Raw genomic sequence first — 19,111 nt, forward strand, 5'->3', positions numbered from 1 at the left:
AGAACTCATGAGTGCCAGCACCACCGCCGCGTCGACGGCCACCACCCCGTTGACCGGCCACACCCGCAACCTCGCCCTCGCCACGTTCGCCTTCGCCGTGACCTTCTGGGCGTGGAACCTCATCGGGCCGCTCGGTGTGCGCTACACCCAGCAGCTCGGGTTGTCGGGCAGCCAGAAGGCGCTGCTCGTCGCGACTCCGGTGCTCGTCGGGTCCCTGGGGCGCATCCCCGTCGGAGCTCTCACCGACCGGTTCGGCGGGCGTCTCATGTTCCCGGTGCTCACGCTGCTCTCGGTGCCCTTCGTGCTGCTCGTCGCACTCGCCGGCAACGTCAAGTCGTTCGCGCTGCTGCTCGTCTTCGGCTTCTTCCTCGGGATCGCGGGCACGACCTTCGCCGTGGGGATCCCCTTCGTCAACGCGTGGTTCGCGCCCGCCCGGCGCGGGTTCGCGACCGGCGTGTTCGGCGCAGGGATGGGCGGCACGGCGCTCTCGGCCTTCTTCACGCCGCGGTTCGTGACGTGGTTCGGCTACACGGCGACGCACATCATCATGTCGCTCGCCCTCGTCGCGACCGCCGCGATCTGCTGGTTCGGCATGCGCAACTCGCCGGTGTGGAAGCCGAACACCGACCCGGTCGTGCCCAAGCTGACCGCCGCCCTCAAGCTGCCGGTCACGTGGCGCATGTCGTTCCTGTACGCCGTCGCCTTCGGTGGGTTCGTCGCCTTCTCCACCTACCTGCCGACCTACCTCAAGGACATCTACTCCTTCGACCTGACGGCAGCGGGCACGCGCACCGCCGGCTTCGCCATCGCCGCGGTCGTCGCGCGTCCGCTCGGCGGCATCCTCAGCGACCGCATCGGCCCGCGGACGGTGCTCGCCATCTCGCTCGCCGGCACCGCCGCCCTCGCCGTGGTGCTCGCCCTGCGGCCACCGCTCGAGCTCCCCGCCGGCATCGCCTTCGTCGCCATCGCGTTCTTCCTCGGCCTCGGCACGGGCGGCGTCTTCGCCTGGGTCGCGCGGCTCGCGCCGCCCGAGCGGGTCGGCACCGTCACCGGTCTCGTCGGCGCGGCCGGTGGTCTCGGCGGCTACTTCCCGCCGCTCGTCATGGGCGCAACCTACGAGAAGGTCTTCGGCGGCTACGGCTTCGGCCTGGCGCTGCTGTGCCTCGTCGCGCTCGGCGCCCTGGCCTTCACGCTCGTCGGGATGCGCGAGCGCCGCGCCAACGCCTGAGACCTCACGACAGCGTGCGTATGCCGTCCGCCCGAGGTGGGCGGACGGCATACGTCCTCGAGATGTCCGAGCGGCCGGCCCCCGTCGAGTGCTCAGTTCGCCGGACGGGTCGGCACGGGATCACTGGTCGTCAGCGGGGGACCACGTAGCGCGGCTCCGTGAACCCGTTCGGGTCCTTGACCGGCAGGGGCGGCTGCGCCTGCTGGCACTGCATCGAGAGCGAGCAGCGCTGGAGGGTGTTCTGCGTCGCCGGGGACACCGGGGTGGAGGTGTTGCGCGAGATGACGAAGGTCGACTCGTCGGCCTCGAGGTGCCAGCTCCAGCCTGACACGAGCCGCGCGGCGTCGCCGCCGCCCACGACCACGGCTCCGTCGCTGACCCGCACGACACCGGCGCTGAACCAGAACCCGCCGTCGACGTAGTGCGACCCGACGAGGTAGGTGCCCCGGCTCGAGAACGCCGTCGGCTGGAACATCGACGGGTTGCCCTTCTGCCCGCAGCGCTCGATCGTCTTCGGGAAGTCCGGCCGCGTCAGGTCGACGACGGCCCAACAGAAGTCCTCGAACGTGTCGCTGGCGACGTTCCACGACAGCGCTGCCCGGCTGCGGTCGGCCGAGACCGCCACGATGTGCGCGGGGAGCCTGCGGGTGGCGCCGGTGGTGAGGTTCCACTCGAGCGAGCCCTGGGTCTCGTCGCCGTTCAGGTACGCGACGTCGCCGACGACCGCGCCGGCCTCGCGCTGGTCCTGGCGCTGCGCCACGACCGACCCGTCCGCGGCGTAGACCGCGACCGCGTTCGACGTGCCGCTCTTGACGAGCACCCGTGAGCCGTCGGGCGACACGACGTACGAGCCGCCGTCGCGGACGGCGCGCACCGTCTTGCCCGTGGGCGACAGGATCTCGAGCTCGGTCTGCGCGTTCGGTGTCGACAGCCGCGACATGAGCACGAAACCGCCGTTGCCCAGCACCGCGAAGCTCTCGACGACGGTGCCCTTCTCGAGACGGATGACGGTGTCGCCGACGCGGATCGTGTCGTCCACGGCATACGTGTTGGAGCGCGTCGCGACGGCTCGGACCGGTGCGCCGCTCCGCGGCGGCGAGGTGGGCGGCGTCGACACGGAGCCGGTGGGCGACGGCACCGACGTGGTCGTCGAGGGGACGGCCGGCACCGGTGCGTTGCCCCGGCCGGACCAGACGGTCGGCACCGCGATGGCGATGGCCGCCACCGCGACGGTCGCGCCGACGAGGGCGCGGGTGCGCTGGTCGCGACGGCGTCGGGCGATGGCGACGGGGGCGAAGTCCCCGGGCACCTCGACGCGGTCGGCCTCCTGCCGCAGCAGGGTCTGGAGCTCGTGCTCCCGGTCGTGGGTGTTCACGGCGTGACCTCCTTCATCGTGCTGCGCAGCGACCGGATCGCGCGGCTCGTGTGGCTCTTGACGGTGCCGACGGAGCATCCGAGGATCTCCGCGGTCTGGGCCTCGCTGAGGTCCTCGTAGTAACGCAGGACGACGGCGGCCCGCTGCTGCGGAGCGAGCGAGCGCACGTGCGCCCACAGCTCGCTGTCATGTGCCGGGGCGTCGATCGCCGCCGGGTCCATGACGCGGATCAGCTCGCTGTCGGTCCGCTCGCGGTGGCGCCACGTGCGCCGCCACCACGACGTGTGCTCGTTGACCATGATCTTGCGGACGTACGCGTCGGGTGACTCGACGCCGCTGATGTGGTCCCACTTCGCGTACGCCTTGGCGAGGGCCGACTGCACGAGGTCCTCGGCGGCATACGCGTCGCCCGTGAGCAGGTAGGCGAAGCGGGCGAAGGACTTCTGACGCGCTCGCACGTACGCCGAGAAGTCGGCCTCGCGATCGATGTTTCCCACCGGACACCCCCTGGGTCGACGTGGATGGACGCACTCTCAACGCGGTGAGGGCGCGCCGAGGTTGTCGTCCGCCGACAGATCTCTCCCCAGTGTCCTGCGGCCGGGCCCCGAGGGTGCAGGCTTGGCGGATGATCTACCACCTGGCCGAGGAGGCCGACTGGGAGCAGGCCCGGCGCGACGGCAGCTACACGCGCTCGACGCGCGGGGTCTCGCTCGAGGAGGAGGGCTTCATCCACGCGTCGTCGGAGCAGCAGTGGCCGGTCGTCCGGGCGCGGTTCTACGCCGACGTGGCCGGGCCGCTCGTGCTGCTGCACATCGACGAGTCACGCCTGACACCTGAGGTGGTGCACGAGGTCGGTGACCCGGCGACGGGCGAGTCGTTCCCCCACGTCTACGGCCCCATCGACGTCGACGCCGTCGTCGACACCACCGTCCTCCCGCCACCCCACGACGCCTGACTCGGCAAGCACCCCTCGCCTCCCGGTTCGAGTGCCCATTTCCCGACGCCGGGTCCTCGTCGAGTGCACACTTCCCGACGCGACCTTTCCCGTCGAGTGCCCAGTTCCCGACGCGACCTTTCCCGTCGAGTGCCCAGTCCCCGACGGCCGAGATCAGTCCGGGTGTATGCGCCCCCGCCCCGACTTGACGTCGGAGCGCCGCTTCTTGCCCGCCAGCCTGCGGTGTTGTGATCCCTTGGTCGGCTTCGTCGCGCGGCGCGGCAGTGGCGGGGGAGCCAGAGCCTCACGGAGGAGGTCGGCGAGGCGCTCGCGGGCGGCGGCGCGGTTGCGCAGCTGCGACCGGTGCTCGCTGGCGACCACCGTGACCCGACCTCCGACGAGACGGGGGCCGAGGTTTGCGAGGGCGCGCTCACGCTGTGCCGCAGAGAGGGCGACGGACGTGCCCGGCTCGTAGACGAGCTCGACCCGGCTGTCGGCCGTGTTGACCCCCTGGCCGCCAGGTCCCGACGCCCGGCTGAACCGCTCGAGGAGCTCGGAGGCGGGTATGACGAGCCCGCGCCGCAGACCGGGGCCGTCGGCGAGGACGAGGTCTCCGCCCGGCTCGCTCACGCTCCCATTGTGTCGGGAAGTGGGCACTCGACGGGTGGGGCGTCGGGAAGTGGGCACTCGACGGTCGAGTGCCCACTTCCTGGGGTGGATGCGGGGGTGGTCCCAGCCGGGTCAGCGAGGGGGCATACGGAGGGCGCCGTCGAGGCGGATGACCTCACCGTTGAGCATCGGGTTGTCGATGATGTGGCGCACGAGCGAGGCGTACTCGGTCGGGTTGCCGAGGCGCGACGGGTGCGGCACCTGCTTCTCGAGGATCTCCTTGACCTCACCGGGCAGCCCGGCGAGCATCGGCGTCTCGAACGTGCCGGGCGCGATCGTCATGACGCGGATCGCCTTGTCGGCGAGGTCGCGGGCGGCCGACAGGGTGAGACCGACGATGCCGCCCTTGCTCGCGGCATACGCGGCCTGCCCGATCTGACCGTCGTAGGCGGCGATGCTCGCGGTGTTGACGATGACGCCGCGGTCGCCGTCGACGGGCTCGTTGGCCAGCATCGCCGCTGCGGCGAGGCGCATGACGTTGAACGACCCGACGAGGTTGATGTCGACGACCGTCCGGAAGGTGTCGAGCGACAGCGGCCCGCCACGGCCGAGGACCCGCCCCGGCGTCGCGACCCCGGCGCAGTTGACGGCGATGCGCAGCTCGCCGAGCGAGGTGGCCTTGTCGACGGCGGCCTGGACCTGCGTCTCGTCGCGCACGTCGGCGGCGACGAAGTGCGCGCTGCCGGCCCGCTCGGACTCGAGCTCGGCGACGAGCGCCGGGGCCGTGGACCCCTCGAGGTCGATGATGACGACCGTCGCGCCGTCGGCGACGAGGCGGCGCGCGGTGGCGCCGCCGAGGCCGGAGCCGCCGCCGGTGACGATGGCGACGGTGGACGAGTTCAGCTGCATGACAGGCCTTTCGGGCGTCGGGGGGTCAGCGGGCGAGGAGGTGGCGCGAGATGACGAGCCGCTGGATCTGGTTGGTGCCCTCGAAGATCTGGGTCACCTTCGCCTCGCGCATGTAGCGCTCGAGCGGGAAGTCCTCGGTGTAGCCGGCCCCGCCGAGGACCTGGACGGCGTCGGTCGTGACCTTCATCGCGGCATCGGTGGCGACGAGCTTGGCGACGGCCGCCTCCTTGCTGAACCCGCGGCCGGCGTCCTTGAGCCGGGCGGCGTGGAGGTAGGTGGCGCGGGCCGACGTGACGGCCGCTTCCATGTCGGCGAGGAGGAAGGCGAGGCCCTGGAAGTCGCCGATGCGCCGGCCGAACTGCTGGCGCTCGTTGGCGTAGTCGGCAGCGGCGTCGAGCGCCGCCTGGGCGAGGCCGGTCGCCGCGGCGGCGATGCCGAGGCGTCCGGCGTCGAGGGCCGACAGCGCGAGCTTCATGCCGTCACCCTCCCTACCGATGAGGCGCGCGCCGTCGACGGGCACGGCGTCGAACATGACCTGCGAGACGGGGTCGCAGTGCAGGCCCATCTTCTTCTCGGGCTCGGCGAAGGTGAGGCCCGGGGCGTCGCCCGGCACGATGAAGGTCGAGAGGCCCCTGCCGCCGTCGTCGGACGTGCGGGCGAAGGTCGTGTAGTAGTCGGCGTGGCCCGCGTGCGAGATCCACGCCTTGGTGCCCTTGAGCGACCAGCCGGCGTCGGTGCGCGTCGCGCGGGTCGTCATCGAGGCGATGTCGGAGCCGGCAAGAGGCTCGGACAGGCAGTAGGCGCCGAGCTGCTCGCCCGAGAGCATGTCGGGAAGGAGCGCCTCCTGCTGCTCCTTCGTGCCGAACGTCGCCACGGGGTATGCCGTCAGGCTGTGCACACTGACACCGACCGCGACGCTCATCCACACCGAGGCGATCTCCTCGACGACCTGCAGGTAGACCTCGTAGGGCTGGTCGGCGCCGCCGAACTCCTCGGGGTAGGGCAGCGACAGCAGGCCCGCCCGGCCGAGGGTGCGGAAGGCCTGCTCGGGGAAGGTGCGGGCGCGCTCCGCCTCGTCCACCTTGGGCGCGAGGTCCTTGCGGCAGATCTCGCGGGTGAGCTCGATGAGGTCGGTGGCTTCGTCGGTCGGCATCAGCCTCGTCGCTGGCATGGCCTAGATACTAGGACGTCCGAGCATTTCGTCCAAAGTGTGAGACGTCGACGGGGGTTAGGGGCTTGTTAGTGCCGGGCGCTCTCATGGGCCGGGCCAGCACCATCGGACTGCTCACCAGGAAGGACCGACATGTTCAAGAAGCTCGGAACCGCCCTCGTCGCACTGGCCGCCCTCACGGCCGCCGCGATCGTCGCGGCACCAGCCGCCAACGCCACGGCTCGCAACGGAGTGTGCGAGAGCGGCGAGTTCTGCCTCTACTACAACAGCGGCCAGGCCGGTTCGCGCGTCGACCTCGTCAACTCCCAGCGCGACTACGGCAGCGGCACCGGCTGCATCGAGTTCGTCAGCAGCGGCGCCGGCCAGGGCCAGTGCGTCAAGAACAACACGGCCTCCGTCTGGAACCGCACCGGCAAGCCCGTCTTCGTCTTCTACAACAGCGACTTCGGGGGCACCTACGACCAGATCCCCGACGGCGCCCAGGTCAACCTCAACAGCAACGTCTACAACAACAACGCCTCGCAGATCGTCGGCGACGCCTCGCTGCGCTTCCCGCTCGCCGTCAACCAGGCCGACATCAAGAACCGCACGCCGCACTGGTGCTGGGACAGCAAGACGAACTGCCACCACGACTACAACGCCGCCGACATCTTCTCCGCGACCGGGACGTCGGTCCTCTCGCCGGTGGGCGGCACCGTCATGACGAAGAACGTGCGCGCCGGCAGCACCGGGTGCGACAGCGTCGGCAGCACCGTCACCGTCAAGGACGGCTTCGGCCGCCTCTGGTACTTCGCCCACATGGACGACAGCCCCGCCCCGGTCGTCGCGGTCGGCCAGACCGTGAGCAAGGGCCAGCGCATCGGCTACGTGGGGACGAAGTACCACGCCCTCTGCACCGACCCCCACCTGCACATCGACATGCGCGTCGGCGTCGACTCGCGGGTCTCGTGCAGCGCGGCCGCGTGCGCGAGCTACGGCTTCGTCAACAACCAGCCGCTGCTGCGCACCGCCTTCCTCGACCTCCCGTGAGTCGGCACCCCGGCTGAACACCTCCCGACCGCGGGCGTCGGCGCACGAGCGCCGGCGCCCGCGTCCGCGCCACCACCCGCGCCCCGGCACACGTCGTCGGAAACCGGAGGACGAGCGCCCCCCGACGGCCCTACTGTCGAGCCGTGCTCCGGCTCCTGCGCCGCCCGCTGCGCGAGACCCCGGCGACGCCGACCTTCTACGTGCTGACGGCCGTCGCGGCCTTCGCGTATGCCGCCTGCTTCACCCTCAACCTCGTCTTCCAGTACCGCGTGGTCGGGCTCGACCCCTTCCAGATGGTGTTCGTCGGCACGGTGCTCGAGGCGACCTGCTTCGTCTTCGAGGTGCCCACCGGCCTCGTCGCCGACCTGTGGAGCCGGCGGGCATCGGTCATCATCGGCTTCCTCCTCGTCGGGGTGGGCTTCGCGGTCGAGGGCGTGCTCGCCACCTTCGCCGCGGCGCTCGTCGGCAACGTCGTGTGGGGCATCGGCTACACCTTCACCTCCGGCGCGCTGCAGGCGTGGATCACTGACGAGGTGGGGGAGGAGGAGGTGGCCGAGGTGTTCACCCGGGAGACCCAGCTGGACCTCACCTTCGGCTTCGTCGGCACGCTGACCGCCGGCGTGCTGGGCCTCGTGGCCCTGCGCCTGCCGATCATCGTCGCCGGCGCCACCCTCGTGCTCCTCGCCGTCGGGCTGCTGCTCACGATGCCCGAGCGGCACTTCCGCCCGACGCCGCGGAACGAGCGGGAGACCTTCGGGCACCTGCGCAGCCAGTTCGTCGCCGGCCTGCGGATCGCTCGTGGCCGCAGGGTGGTCCGCGTCTTCCTCTTCGTCAGCCTGCTCGTCGGCCTGTCCAGTGAGGTCTTCGACCGGCTCTGGCAGGTGCGGGTGCTCGACGCGTTCGACATGCCGGAGCTCTTCGGCGGTGACGAGGCCATCGCCTTCACCGCCTTCGCGCTCGTCGGCTCACTCGTCTCACTCGGCGCGTCGCTGGCAAGCAGTCGCTGGTTGCCGCGGCACGTCGTCGATGCCAGTCCCGGGACGCCCGTCGCCGTCGCAGCCGTGGTGCAGGTGCTGGCCGTCGTCGGCGTCGCCCTGCTCGGGAACCTCTGGCTGGTGCTCGTCGCGCTCTGGCTGCACAGCGCGAGCCGCGCGTTCGCCGGCCCGATCGAGGCGACGTGGCTCAACCGCAACCTCGAGTCCTCGACGCGCGCGACCGTGCTGTCGATGAACAGCCAGGCCAACGCGATCGGGCAGGTCGCCGGCGGCCCTCCGCTCGGTGCGCTCGCGGCGCGCACCTCGATCCCGCTCGCCCTCGTCGTCGCGGCGGCCGTCCAGCTGCCGGCCGTCGCCGCCTTCCTCCGCGTGCGTCGGGTCGCGGGCAGGCCGGACGTCACGGTGGACCCTGCCGAGGCTCAGCGCGGGTAGGTGCGCACCTCGGTGGCCTTGACGGCGGCCCAGACCTGCTGACCGACCTGCAGGCCGAGTGCGGTCACGGACTCGAGCGTCACCTCGGCCGTGACCGGCAGGGCGCCGACGAGCCCGACGCGCGCCGACTGGCCCTGCACGGTGACGGACGCGACGCGCAGCCGCCACGTGTTGCGCGGTGATCCCTCGGGCTGGTGGAGGTGCAGCGACACGGCGCTCGGGGGGATGGTCGCCCAGACCCGGCCCTCGGTCGGGCTCGTGGTGACGACCACGCCGCCCTCGCCGGTGGTCACGTGCCCCCGCGAGTCCCCTTCTCCGGCATACAGGTTGAGTCCGACGACGGTAGCGACGTAGGGGCTGCGCGGCTCGCTGAGCACCTCCGCCGGCGTGCCGGACTGGGTGACGTGGCCGTCCTCGACGAACACGAGGTGGTCGGCGAGGGTGAGCGCGTCGAGCGGGTCGTGGGTGACGAGCACGGTGATGCCGCCGTATGCCGTCAGGCGGGTCGCGAGGTCGCTGCGGGTGCGCGCGCGCGTGTCGGGGTCGAGGGCGGCGAGGGGCTCGTCGAGCAGGAGCAGGGAGGGGTCCGTCGCGAGGGCTCGAGCCAGGGCGACGCGGGCCTGCTGCCCCGACGACAGCTGGCGCGGGCGGGAGGAGGCGCGCTCCAACAGGTCCACCCGGCCGAGCTCTTCGCGGGCGCGGTCGCGCGCGCGATGGCGGTCGACTCCCCGGCTGCGCGGACCGTAGGCGACGTTGTCGAGGGCGGTCAGGTGCGGGAAGAGGAGGCTGTCGGCGAGCATCAGGCCGACCGTGCGCTGCTCGGGGGGCAGGGCGCGACGCCCGTCGTCCCAGGCCTGCCCATCGACGCGGACGTGACCCTCGGCGACACGCAGGATGCCGGCCAGCGCGAGAACCGTCGTCGTCTTGCCGCCGCCGTTGGGGCCGAGGACGCCGACGACCTGGCCGGGCTCGGCCCGAAGTGACACGTCGACGTCGATCGCACCGCGCGACAGGCGGACTCGCGCATCGAGGCTCACCGCAGCCACCTGCCACGCAGCACCCCGAGCACGAGCACGCTGACGGCCAGCAGCATGATCGAGATCGAGATCGCCACCTGCGGATCTCGCTCCAGCTCGACGTAGACGAGGAGCGGGAGGGTCTGCGTGCGGCCCTGGAAGTTGCCGGCGAAGGTGATCGTCGCACCGAACTCGCCGAGCGCGCGGGCCCAGGCGAGGGCGAGCCCGCTCGCGATGCCGGGCAGCACCAGGGGGATGCCCACCGTGCGCAGGTAGCGCAGCTCGCCGGCGCCGAGGGTGCGGGCCACCGACTCGAGACGTGCGTCGAGACCGCGCATCGCGCCCTCCACGGCGAGCACGTAGTAGGGCATGGCCACGAAGGTCTCGGCGAGCACCACGGCCACGGTCGTGAACGGGATCTGAACGCCGAACGGCGCCAGGTGCTGACCGAGCAGCCCGTTGCGGCCCCACGCCATGAGCAGGGCCACGCCACCGACCACCGGAGGGAGCACCAGCGGCACGGTGAGCAGCGCACGCAGCCAGCTCGTCGCCGGGTGGTCCGAGCGCGCGAGGAACCAGGCCAGGGGAGTGCCGAGCAGCAGGCACAGCGCAGCGGTGCACGACGTCGTCGTGAGCGAGAGCCGCAGCGCCGGAAGGACGGTCGGTGTCGCGAGGTCCGCCGGGATGCGTGCCCAGTCCGCCCGCACGAGGAGCGCAGCCAGCGGCACGACGAGGAGCAGGAGGGCCAGCCCCGCCGGGACGCCGAGGGCGAGGCGGGTGCGCCACCGGCCGGCATACCTCATGTCACGGCATCCTTCCGGCCGACACCGGCTCGGCCGGTCAGGGCGCGCCGAGCCCGAACGACTGCACCGTGGCCAGGCCCTGGGCGCTCAGCACGTAGGCGACGAACGCCTTGGTCGCGGCGTCGTCGGCGAGCCGGATGACGGGATAGTCGAGCCGCGTGTTGAACGGCACCTGGATGGCCACGCCCGTGACGGCGTCCTTCGCGGCGACGACGTCGGAGTGGTAGACGACGGCGGCGTCGGCCTCGCCGAGCTTCACCTTGGCGAGGGTGGCTTTGACGTCGACCTCCTTGCTGACGACGTTGGGCACGATGCGCGCCTTCCTGAAGGTCGCCTGGGCGGCCTTGCCGCAGGGCACGGTGTCGGCGCAGAGGACGACCTTGACCGTGGGCTTGCCGAGGTCGTTGACCGACGTGACACCGGCCGGGTTGCCCGGCGGCACGGCGATCTCGAGCACGTTGGTGGCGAAGGTCCGGGTCTGCTTGACCAGGCTCTTGTCGAGGGGCTCGGCTGCGGCGGCGCCGGCGAGCGCGATGACCTGCGCGGGTGCGCCGTTGTTGACCTGCTGGACGAGGGTGCTGCTCGAGCCGTAGGACGTCTCGACGGTGACGCCGGGGTTGGCGGCCTCGAAGTCAGCCTTCAGCCGGTCGAACGACTCGGTGAGTGACGCGGCAGCCAGCACCGTGACGGTCCCCTCGAGTCGCTGCGCCTGGGCCCCCGGGGCACCGGACGACCCCTGGCGTCCGGTGCTCCCGGCGGAGTCGGTGCCGGCGCCGCAGGCGGCGAGCGCGAGGGGCACGAGAGCGAGGACCGCCACCGTGACGGTCACGCCGAGGGAGGGTCGGGGGCGCGGGCGGTTCGGCGCGGTCGCGCTCATACGGGCACCTCGACGACGACGTGGGTCGACTTGACGCTCGCGACGGCGACCGAACCGACCTCGAGGCCGAGGTCGTCGACGGACTCGCTCGAGAGGAGCGAGACGATGCGGAACGGCCCGCACTGCAGCTCGACCTTGGCCATCACGGTGTCCTTGGTGATCGCCGTGACGATGCCGCGCAACCGGTTGCGGGCCGAGGCGCTGCCGATGGCGCCCACGGCCGCCGGGTGGGCCAGCTCCTGTGCGACGGTTGCCAGCTGGGCCCCGTCGACGGTGCGGCGCCCGGCGTCGTCGGTGCCGCCGTCGAGCCGGCCCGAGTCGACCATGCGGCGGACGGTGTCGTCGGAGACGCCGAGCAGCGCGGCGGCCTCGGTGATGCGCAGATGCGGCATGGGAAGCACTCTACCTCCGCATCTGCGGAACACGCGGCTGTTCACGGGCGCAGCTGAGCGTCCTCAGGCGCCCCCGAGCGTCCTCACCGAGAAAGCGATCCGTCCGGACGGATCGCTTTCTCGATGAAAAGGAGGGGTTGACACCATGGCGCGGCGGGCGTGTAATCAATCTATCGATTGATCAAGGATTTGGTTGATAATGATCCTCACGCCGGTCTCGGACGCCGACCTCGACCGCGCCTTCGCGGCCCTGGCCGACCCGGTCCGGCGCGCCATCATCGCCCGCCTCAGCCGAGGGCCCGCGACCGTCAACGAGCTCGCCGAACCGTTCGAGATCAGCAAGCAGGCCGTCAGCAAGCACATCCAGGTGCTCGAGCTCGCCGGCCTCGTGAGCCGGACCCGCGACGCCCAGCGCCGCCCCGTCCACCTCGAGGCCGCGCGGCTCGAGGCCATGACGGCCTGGATCGACCGCTACCGCCTCCTCGCCGAGCAGCGGTTCCGCAGCCTCGACGCGCTCCTCGAACGCACCACGTCAGGCAACACCGACGCCAACACCAACACCAACACGAACCAGCACACCCACAAGGAGCAGTAGCCATGAGCCACCCGCTGAACATCGACGCCCCCTCCGGCAAGCCGTGGATCGACTTCACGCGCGAGTTCGACGCCCCGGTCGAGGCCGTCTTCAACGCCCATCGCGACCCCGAGCTCGTCCGCCAGTGGCTCGGCCCGCGCGGCTACGAGATGGACATCGAGCGCTGGGACTTCACGTCCGGCGGCGGCTACCGCTACACCCATCGCGACGGCGACAACGTCTACGGCTTCCACGGCACCTTCCACACCGTCCGCGACAACGAGCTGGCGATCCAGACGTTCGAGTTCGAGGGTGCGCCCGACGAGGTCGCCATCGAGTTCATGCGCTTCGTCGACCTCGGCGACGGCCGCTGCCGGCTCGAGGGCCACAGTGTCGGCCCGACCGTCGAGGGCCGCGACATGATGATCGAGAGCGGCATGGAGAAGGGCATGGTCGAGGGCTACGAGCGCCTCGACGAGCTCGTCGCCTCCGCATCGACCGCCGCCGCATCGACCGCCTCCGCGCAGGCCTGAAGGCCATGGACTGGACCCTCGAGGTGGTCATCGTCCCGGTCAGCGACCTCGACGCCGCGATCGCCTTCTACCGCGACCAGGTCGGGTTCACCCTCGACCACGACACGAAGAACGAGCACATGCACGTCGCCCAGCTGACGCCGCGCGGCTCCGGGTGCTCGATCGTCGTCGGCGACATCCCCGCCCAGCAGGAGATGGCCCCGGGCTCGCTCAAGGGCGTGCAGCTCGTCGTGGCCGACGCCGAGGCGGCCCGCGCCGAGCTCGTCGGACGCGGCGTCGAGTGCTCGGAGGTCCAGACGATCGACCCGCGAGACGGAGGCACGTTCTTCGGGTTCGCCGACCCGGACGGCAACACGTGGGCGGTCCAGCAGATCAGGGCCCGCGCCGACAAGCCGCTCATCCCGGTCGAGCACCGGGGCCGGTTCGGAGAAGGCGTCGAGCTCTGAACGACGGGCCGGCGGCACGGCGACAAGGTGTGCCGTCGGCCGGGTGACGACCCTCTCGAACGACGCGTTCAGTGGCGAGCGCAGTGTTCTACCGCTGAGTTCGCCACCGAACGCGTCGTTCGGCTGCGGATCGAGCGCTGGCAGGCGCGACGGGGCGGGTTCCCCCGGGCGGCCCGGCGACGGCATACTGACGCGCATGAGCAGCGTCCCCCAGCAGCGCGTCCTCACGACCGCGATCCCCGGCCCCCGGTCCGTCGAGCTCCAGAAGCGCAAGACGGCGGCCGTGTCCGCCGGCGTCTCCACCGGCCTGCCCGTCTACGTCGAGCGGGCGGGCGGCGGCATCCTCGTCGACGTCGACGGCAACCAGCTCATCGACTTCGGCTCGGGCATCGCCGTGACGACGGTGGGCAACGCCGCACCGCGCGTCGTCGAGCGCGTCACCGCGCAGGTGCAGGACTTCACCCACACGTGCTTCATGGTGACCCCCTACGAGGAGTACCTCGAGGTCGCCGAGGCCCTCAACGACCTCACGCCCGGTGACCACGAGAAGCGCACCGCCCTGTTCAACTCCGGCGCCGAGGCCGTCGAGAACGCCGTCAAGGTCGCCCGCCACTACACCGGCCGCAACGCCGTCGTCGCGTTCGACCACGCGTACCACGGCCGCACCAACCTCACGATGGCCCTGACGGCCAAGAACATGCCCTACAAGCACAGGTTCGGCCCGTTCGCCGGCGAGGTCTACCGCGCCCCGATGAGCTACCCGTTCCGCTGGCCGGGCGGCCCGGCCGACTGCGCCAAGGAGTCGTTCGACGTCTTCGTGTCGCAGGTGCACGCCCAGGTCGGGGAGGAGAACCTCGCCGCCGTCATCCTCGAGCCGATCCAGGGCGAGGGCGGGTTCATCGTCCCCGCAGCGGGATTCGTCAAGCAGGTCGCCGAGTGGTGCCGCGAGAACGGCATCGTCTTCATCGCCGACGAGGTGCAGACGGGCTTCTGCCGCACCGGCGACTGGTTCGCGAGCGAGCACGAGGACGTCGTCCCCGACCTCATCACGACCGCCAAGGGCATGGCCGGGGGCCTGCCGCTCGCGGGCGTCACGGGACGCGCCGAGATCATGGACGCCGTCCACGGCGGCGGCCTCGGCGGCACCTACGGCGGCAACCCCGTCGCGTGTGCATCGGCGCTCGGCGCCATCGAGACGATGAAGGCCGACGACCTCTGCGGTCGCGCCAAGCAGGTCGAGGCGCTCTTCGTGCCGCGGCTCGAGGCGCTGGCGTCGAAGTACCCGCAGATCGGTGACATCCGCGGCCGCGGCGCGATGCTCGCGGTCGAGCTCGTCAACGGCGAGGGCGACCTCACGCCGAATGCCGCGCTCACCGGCGCCGTCAACAAGGCCTGCCACGCCGAGGGCCTCGTCACCCTGACGTGCGGCACCTACGGCAACGTCTTCCGGTTCCTGCCGCCGCTCGCGGCGAGCGACGAGCTGCTCTCCGAGGGCCTCGACATCTTCGAGAAGGCCTTCGCCCAGTCCGTCTGAAGCACGACAAGCCAGAGGGCGTATGCCGTCCGGTTGCCTTGCAGCGCAACGGAACCACCCGGCGTAGTCCTCGAAAGCGGAGAGGCCCGCCCCCGTAGAGGGGCGGGCCTCACTGCGTTGCAAGGAAATCCGCGTCAGCGGAGCCAAGCCTTGACGGTCATCGAGGTGCCATCGACCTTCTGCACAGCGATGTTGACACCGTTGTTCGGGACCTTGACGCCCGTGTAGGGGGTCTGCGAGTACCAGTACTGCTTGCCATCGTTGAACACCGGCGCCGGGGCCGCACCCGCGACCGTGAAGGGCACGCCGTTCTTGTGGAACGTGAACGTGTCCGACTTGGACAGCGAGAACGGTGCGTCGTAACCAGCGATGCGGGCGCGGAGCAGCGTGCCGTCGGACAGCTGCCGAGGCGCCGCGTTGGCGTCGACGGGGAGGATCTCGCCCTCACCGGGGTGCGCCCCGGTGTTGTTGTCGGCCTGGGAGAGGTCCCAGTAGCTGAGGAGCAGCCCGTCCTGGTAGGGGAAGTGCTCCACCTTGTCGCCGTTCGTGTTGAGCCAGCCGAAGTTGTACGGCCCGCTCTGGAGGTACTTGTCGAACGACAGGTAGTTCCGGTAGGAGGCGATGTAGTAGTTGTTGAACTGGCTCGAGGTCTGCCCGCCCACGGCGGAGAAGCCTGCGAGGGCCCAGCCCTCGGTGCCGTTCTCGGCGCCGGAGTCGACGATCGTGGCGCCGCCCGAGACGACCTTGACCGCGTCGACGAAGAAGCCACGCTCGGTGTAGGCCGCGTCCGTGGCGTAGCGGAAGCGCAGGCTCACCGTCTTGCCCGCGTAGGCGGACAGGTCGAACGACGCCGGGACCCACGCGTCGTTCGTCGTGCCGGTGATGCCGTTGTTCTCGGTGCCGGTGATGGTGCCCGGGATCGACGTCCAGCCGGATCCGTCGTTGACCTCGACGTAGGCGAAGTCGCAGGTGCAGTCCTCGATGAAGTAGTTCGTCTGGAACGTCAGGGTCGAGGTGCCTGCAGCCAGAGTCACGTCACGCGTCATCGTGGCGTTCGTCGCGTCCGCGCGGCCGCCGTACCAGGTCTTGCTGCCCTCGAAGGGAGTCGCGAGCTTGGTGACGACGGTCTTCTTCGGCAGGCCGACGATGAGGGCCTGCTTCTTGGCCGAGTTGTACTCGTGCGGGCCGAGGTCCACCGTGGTGCCGGCAGCGGTCACCGACGGGACGTACTTGTAGTCGAGCCAGCCGAGCTGGAGCTTCTCCCAGGCGCCGAAGTCGGAGCCGCGCGAACCGATGGACTGGTCGTTCGGACCGGCCTGGCGGCTCTGGCTCATCATCGACCACCAGTTGACGCCGTTGTCGGCGCCGGTGGCGGTGTCGTAGAGGTCGGGGAGGCCGAGGTCGTGGCCGTACTCGTGCGTGAAGACCGACATGCCCCCGTTCTCGGGCTGGATCGTGTAGTCGCCGACCCACATGCCGGTGGTGCCGATCTGCGTGCCACCGTTGAGGTTGCCCGCGGGGCCCTGGCTGCCGGCCGTGTTGTAGTAGGCGAACCAGCGGTGCGACCAGATGGCGTCCTCACCCTGGATGGGGTCGCCGTCGGCCTGGTCGCCGCCCGCGTGCACGATCTGGAAGTGGTCGATGTAGCCGTCGGGCTCGTTGAAGTTGCCGTCGTTGTCGGCGTCGTAGCGGTCCCACTGGTCGTAGGTCGCGAGGGTCGCCTTGATCTGGGCGTCGGTCTGGCCCTTGGCCTTCTGGTCGGCGACCCACTGGTTGACGGCGTCACGCACGAGGGCCCACGTGTTGGTGCACACGTGCGAGCCGCAGAAGTCGCGGCCGTAGCGGGCCTCGTTGTAGGGCACCTTGACCCAGTCGGAGACCTGGCCGTCGATGCTGTAGCGGCCCGAGCTCTGACGCTCGTACCACTGCTTGACGGTCTCCTGCGTGCCACCGGCGCCGATGGTGCCGCCGGCGCCGAAGTAGAGGTTCTGGAAGTAGTCGCGGCTGTAGTTCGCGTTCCAGTTCGTCGAGTTGTCGAGGGTGCGGTCGGGCTGCGGGATCGCGTTGTGCAGCGGGCCGTCCCACGTCGTCGGACCAGGGGTGTTCGGGTCGGAGTCGACGTCGGGATAGCTGGCGCTGCGCTGGTTGCCGAACTCGGCGAGCACGACGAAGATCTTGTCGGTGCCCTCGCGGCCGAGCTCGACGTACTCGTCGGTGGCTCCCGTGCCGCGCTTGCCGGTGGAGATCTTGGCGACGGTGCTCTTGCCCTGCTTGACGGCGGTGGCCTTGCCGTCGAGGACCTCGGTCAGGGCGCGCTCCTTGAGGGCGCGGGCCTTGTCCTGCTGCGGGCTCGAGAACTCGTCCGAGCCGGTCGGTGCAGCGGCGTCGCCGGCGTGCACGTTGTTCGGGCTGGCGGTGGGGAGGGCGCCGACCATCGGGGCTCCGATGGACACCCCCATCCCTGCGGCCAGGGCGAGGCTGAGCAGCCCCACAGACGTCCTACGCACGAAACCTCCTTGTTTCGACGGCGCGGGTGGCCGTCAGTGCGCAATCACGTGCGGCACCCGATCGGGAGTCGCACGCTGAGTGGTGGATGGAGGGCCGGCGCCCCCGGCGCGTGACCCGAGGGAGACCTAATCACCTGCGACCTACTTCGCACCAGAGGTGCAATCGGAAAATTTCAGGAGATCCTCAGGACGTTCCGGACATGTTCCGAAGATCCAGCGGTATGCCGTGCGCCTCGCAGACTCAGTCGAGCGGCGCGACGTCGGGACGCTTGGCCTGCCGGTGGTCGCCGGACGAGCGGCCGGTGAGGCGTCGGTGCACCCAGGGGCCGACGTACTCCTTGGCCCACTGCGCGTTGGCCTGAAGCGCCTCGCGCCGCCCGATCGGGGGAGCGGGGTCGAGCGGGGTCGCCCAGTCGGTCTCGGACGGCGTGTGCCCGAGGGCCTCGAGGGCTGCGAGCGACACGCGCCGGTGCCCTTCGGTCGTCATGTGGATGCGGTCGTCGGCCCACATCCGCCAGTCGCGCAGGGCGTGCAGCCCCCACTGGTCGATGACGTGGGCGCCGTTGCGCCGCGCGATGCTCCAGATGTTGGCCGTGTGGATGGCGGCGCGACCGCGAGTTGCCTTGACCAGCGGGGCATCTGCCGGATCGACGGGTGTGGCCATGAGCACGTCGGCGCCGGTCGCGCGGATGCGGGCCACGGCCGCCTCGAGCCGGGCCGCGAGCCCGTCGAGGTCGGCCTTGGGCCGGAGGATGTCGTTGCCGCCGCCGACGATGCTCACGAGGTCAGGCTGCAGGGCCAGCGCGTCCTCGAGCTGCGGGCCGACGACGTCGGCGAGCTTGCGCCCCCGGACGGCGAGGTTGGCGTAGCCGAAGTCGAGCCCCTCGGCGCGGGCGATCTCGGACAGGTGGGCGGCGAGCCGGTCGGCCCAGCCGGCGAACTCGCCGTCGTGGCCGAACGACGGGTCGTCGTCGCACATGCCCTCGGTGAACGAGTCGCCGATCGCGACGAAGCGGGTCCAGACGGTGGGTCGGGAGCCGCCGGGGGCGGGCTGGGTCATGTCAGCCTCCAGTCGATGGGTGGGGCGCCCTGCTGGGCGAGGAGGTCGTTGGTGCGGCTGAAGGGGCGTGACCCGAAGAACCCGGAGCGGGCGGACAGGGGCGACGGGTGCGCCGACTCGATGCGCGGCACGCTCCCCAGCATGGGCGCGAGCGACTGGGCCTGCCGTCCCCAGAGGATCGCGACGAGCGGACCGCCGCGTCCGACGAGGGCCGAGATGGCTTGTGCCGTCACGGTTTCCCAGCCCTTGCCCTGGTGGCTGGCCGAGCGTCCCGGCTGCACCGTGAGCACCCTGTTGAGCAGCATGACGCCTCGTTCGAACCATGGCGTCAGGTCACCGTTGGCCGGCGTCGGCAGGCCGAGGTCGGTGCCGAGCTCCTGGTAGATGTTCTGCAGCGACCGCGGCACGGGGCGCACGTCGGGCGCCACGCTGAAGCTGAGCCCCACCGGGTGGCCGGTGGTCGGGTAGGGGTCCTGGCCGACGACGAGCACCCGCACGTCGGGCAGCGGGAGCGAGAAGGCGCGCAGCACGTTCTCTCCCGACGGCAGGTAGCCGCGCCCGGCGGCGACCTCGGCGCGGAGGAACTCGCCGAGGCGGCTGATCGTGTCGGCGACCGGCTCGAGGGCGGGCACCCACGTGGGGTGGACGAGCTCAGAGAGGGGTCGCGCCGGCACGGCCACACGCTAC

General features: G+C 71.1%; 20 protein-coding genes. 8 read left to right on the top strand and 12 right to left on the bottom strand.

Annotation, left to right across the window (positions count from 1 at the left end; all coding sequences use genetic code 11):
- Positions 1 to 7: 7 nt before the first annotated feature.
- Complete coding sequence (locus ACYVNR_RS04850; protein ID WP_461046943.1) at positions 8 to 1,228, top strand: nitrate/nitrite transporter; 1,221 nt, start codon at positions 8 to 10, stop codon at positions 1,226 to 1,228.
- Between the two features lie 130 nt (positions 1,229 to 1,358).
- Here the strand turns inward: ACYVNR_RS04850 and ACYVNR_RS04855 are convergent, their stop codons facing one another.
- Positions 1,359 to 2,603, bottom strand: coding sequence for a hypothetical protein (locus ACYVNR_RS04855; protein WP_461046945.1), 1,245 nt, complete (start codon positions 2,601 to 2,603; stop codon positions 1,359 to 1,361).
- Entirely contained in the window at positions 2,600 to 3,100 is a 501-nt protein-coding gene (locus ACYVNR_RS04860) for a SigE family RNA polymerase sigma factor (protein WP_045190880.1), read from the bottom strand. The genes ACYVNR_RS04855 and ACYVNR_RS04860 overlap by 4 nt, the downstream gene beginning before the upstream one ends.
- A 128-nt stretch (positions 3,101 to 3,228) precedes the next feature.
- Between ACYVNR_RS04860 and ACYVNR_RS04865 the strand changes: the two genes are divergently transcribed.
- Positions 3,229 to 3,558: a DUF952 domain-containing protein gene (locus ACYVNR_RS04865; RefSeq protein ID WP_461046947.1), complete on the top strand. Its 330-nt coding sequence runs from the start codon at positions 3,229 to 3,231 to the stop codon at positions 3,556 to 3,558.
- 153 nt (positions 3,559 to 3,711) lie between these two features.
- Here ACYVNR_RS04865 and arfB read toward each other — a convergent pair whose 3' ends face one another.
- The 3 genes from arfB to ACYVNR_RS04880 all read right to left on the bottom strand — a co-directional run bounded on the left by arfB (position 3,712) and on the right by ACYVNR_RS04880 (position 6,226).
- Entirely contained in the window at positions 3,712 to 4,167 is a 456-nt protein-coding gene (gene arfB / locus ACYVNR_RS04870; protein WP_461046949.1) for an alternative ribosome rescue aminoacyl-tRNA hydrolase ArfB, read from the bottom strand.
- A gap of 111 nt (positions 4,168 to 4,278) precedes the next feature.
- Positions 4,279 to 5,055, bottom strand: coding sequence for an SDR family NAD(P)-dependent oxidoreductase (locus ACYVNR_RS04875; protein ID WP_045190877.1), 777 nt, complete (start codon positions 5,053 to 5,055; stop codon positions 4,279 to 4,281).
- A 25-nt stretch (positions 5,056 to 5,080) separates the two neighbouring features.
- A complete protein-coding gene (locus tag ACYVNR_RS04880; RefSeq protein WP_045190876.1) occupies positions 5,081 to 6,226 on the bottom strand; it encodes an acyl-CoA dehydrogenase family protein in 1,146 nt (381 codons plus the stop codon).
- A gap of 132 nt (positions 6,227 to 6,358) precedes the next feature.
- Between ACYVNR_RS04880 and ACYVNR_RS04885 the strand changes: the two genes are divergently transcribed.
- Together ACYVNR_RS04885 and ACYVNR_RS04890 are read left to right on the top strand one after the other, a co-directional pair.
- Entirely contained in the window at positions 6,359 to 7,255 is an 897-nt protein-coding gene (locus ACYVNR_RS04885; RefSeq protein ID WP_052677272.1) for a peptidoglycan DD-metalloendopeptidase family protein, read from the top strand.
- A 143-nt stretch (positions 7,256 to 7,398) separates the two neighbouring features.
- Positions 7,399 to 8,682, top strand: a complete 1,284-nt coding sequence (locus ACYVNR_RS04890) for an MFS transporter (RefSeq protein ID WP_461046952.1) — start codon at positions 7,399 to 7,401, stop codon at positions 8,680 to 8,682.
- Here the strand turns inward: ACYVNR_RS04890 and ACYVNR_RS04895 are convergent.
- From ACYVNR_RS04895 to ACYVNR_RS04910, 4 genes are read right to left on the bottom strand one after another with little or no spacing between them, the layout of a single operon-like run.
- Positions 8,670 to 9,719, bottom strand: coding sequence for an ABC transporter ATP-binding protein (locus ACYVNR_RS04895; RefSeq protein WP_461046954.1), 1,050 nt, complete (start codon positions 9,717 to 9,719; stop codon positions 8,670 to 8,672). The genes ACYVNR_RS04890 and ACYVNR_RS04895 overlap by 13 nt on opposite strands.
- Positions 9,716 to 10,501: an ABC transporter permease gene (locus tag ACYVNR_RS04900; RefSeq protein WP_458798731.1), complete on the bottom strand. Its 786-nt coding sequence runs from the start codon at positions 10,499 to 10,501 to the stop codon at positions 9,716 to 9,718. The genes ACYVNR_RS04895 and ACYVNR_RS04900 overlap by 4 nt, the downstream gene beginning before the upstream one ends.
- 37 nt (positions 10,502 to 10,538) lie before the next feature.
- Positions 10,539 to 11,378: a molybdate ABC transporter substrate-binding protein gene (modA, locus tag ACYVNR_RS04905; protein WP_461046957.1), complete on the bottom strand. Its 840-nt coding sequence runs from the start codon at positions 11,376 to 11,378 to the stop codon at positions 10,539 to 10,541.
- Positions 11,375 to 11,770, bottom strand: coding sequence for a TOBE domain-containing protein (locus tag ACYVNR_RS04910; RefSeq protein ID WP_458798730.1), 396 nt, complete (start codon positions 11,768 to 11,770; stop codon positions 11,375 to 11,377). Before ACYVNR_RS04910 ends, modA begins: the two co-directional genes overlap by 4 nt.
- A gap of 199 nt (positions 11,771 to 11,969) precedes the next feature.
- Here ACYVNR_RS04910 and ACYVNR_RS04915 point away from each other — a divergent pair, with 199 nt between their 5' ends.
- From ACYVNR_RS04915 to gabT, 4 genes are all read left to right on the top strand, one after another.
- Positions 11,970 to 12,365, top strand: coding sequence for an ArsR/SmtB family transcription factor (locus ACYVNR_RS04915; RefSeq protein WP_461046959.1), 396 nt, complete (start codon positions 11,970 to 11,972; stop codon positions 12,363 to 12,365).
- A 2-nt stretch (positions 12,366 to 12,367) separates the two neighbouring features.
- Positions 12,368 to 12,877: an SRPBCC family protein gene (locus tag ACYVNR_RS04920; protein ID WP_461046961.1), complete on the top strand. Its 510-nt coding sequence runs from the start codon at positions 12,368 to 12,370 to the stop codon at positions 12,875 to 12,877.
- Between the two features lie 5 nt (positions 12,878 to 12,882).
- A complete protein-coding gene (locus ACYVNR_RS04925) occupies positions 12,883 to 13,323 on the top strand; it encodes a VOC family protein (protein WP_461046963.1) in 441 nt (146 codons plus the stop codon).
- A gap of 196 nt (positions 13,324 to 13,519) precedes the next feature.
- Positions 13,520 to 14,857, top strand: a complete 1,338-nt coding sequence (gabT, locus tag ACYVNR_RS04930) for a 4-aminobutyrate--2-oxoglutarate transaminase (protein WP_461046965.1) — start codon at positions 13,520 to 13,522, stop codon at positions 14,855 to 14,857.
- Between the two features lie 134 nt (positions 14,858 to 14,991).
- Here gabT and ACYVNR_RS04935 read toward each other — a convergent pair whose 3' ends face one another.
- From ACYVNR_RS04935 to ACYVNR_RS04945, 3 genes are all read right to left on the bottom strand, one after another.
- Positions 14,992 to 17,364, bottom strand: coding sequence for an immune inhibitor A domain-containing protein (locus ACYVNR_RS04935; RefSeq protein ID WP_461046967.1), 2,373 nt, complete (start codon positions 17,362 to 17,364; stop codon positions 14,992 to 14,994).
- 241 nt (positions 17,365 to 17,605) lie between these two features.
- Positions 17,606 to 18,424, bottom strand: a complete 819-nt coding sequence (locus ACYVNR_RS04940) for an SGNH/GDSL hydrolase family protein (RefSeq protein WP_045190865.1) — start codon at positions 18,422 to 18,424, stop codon at positions 17,606 to 17,608.
- Positions 18,421 to 19,098: a uracil-DNA glycosylase gene (locus tag ACYVNR_RS04945; protein ID WP_458798724.1), complete on the bottom strand. Its 678-nt coding sequence runs from the start codon at positions 19,096 to 19,098 to the stop codon at positions 18,421 to 18,423. Before ACYVNR_RS04945 ends, ACYVNR_RS04940 begins: the two co-directional genes overlap by 4 nt.
- Positions 19,099 to 19,111 lie beyond the last annotated feature (13 nt).

It is taken from the genome of Terrabacter koreensis (genome assembly GCF_054783315.1).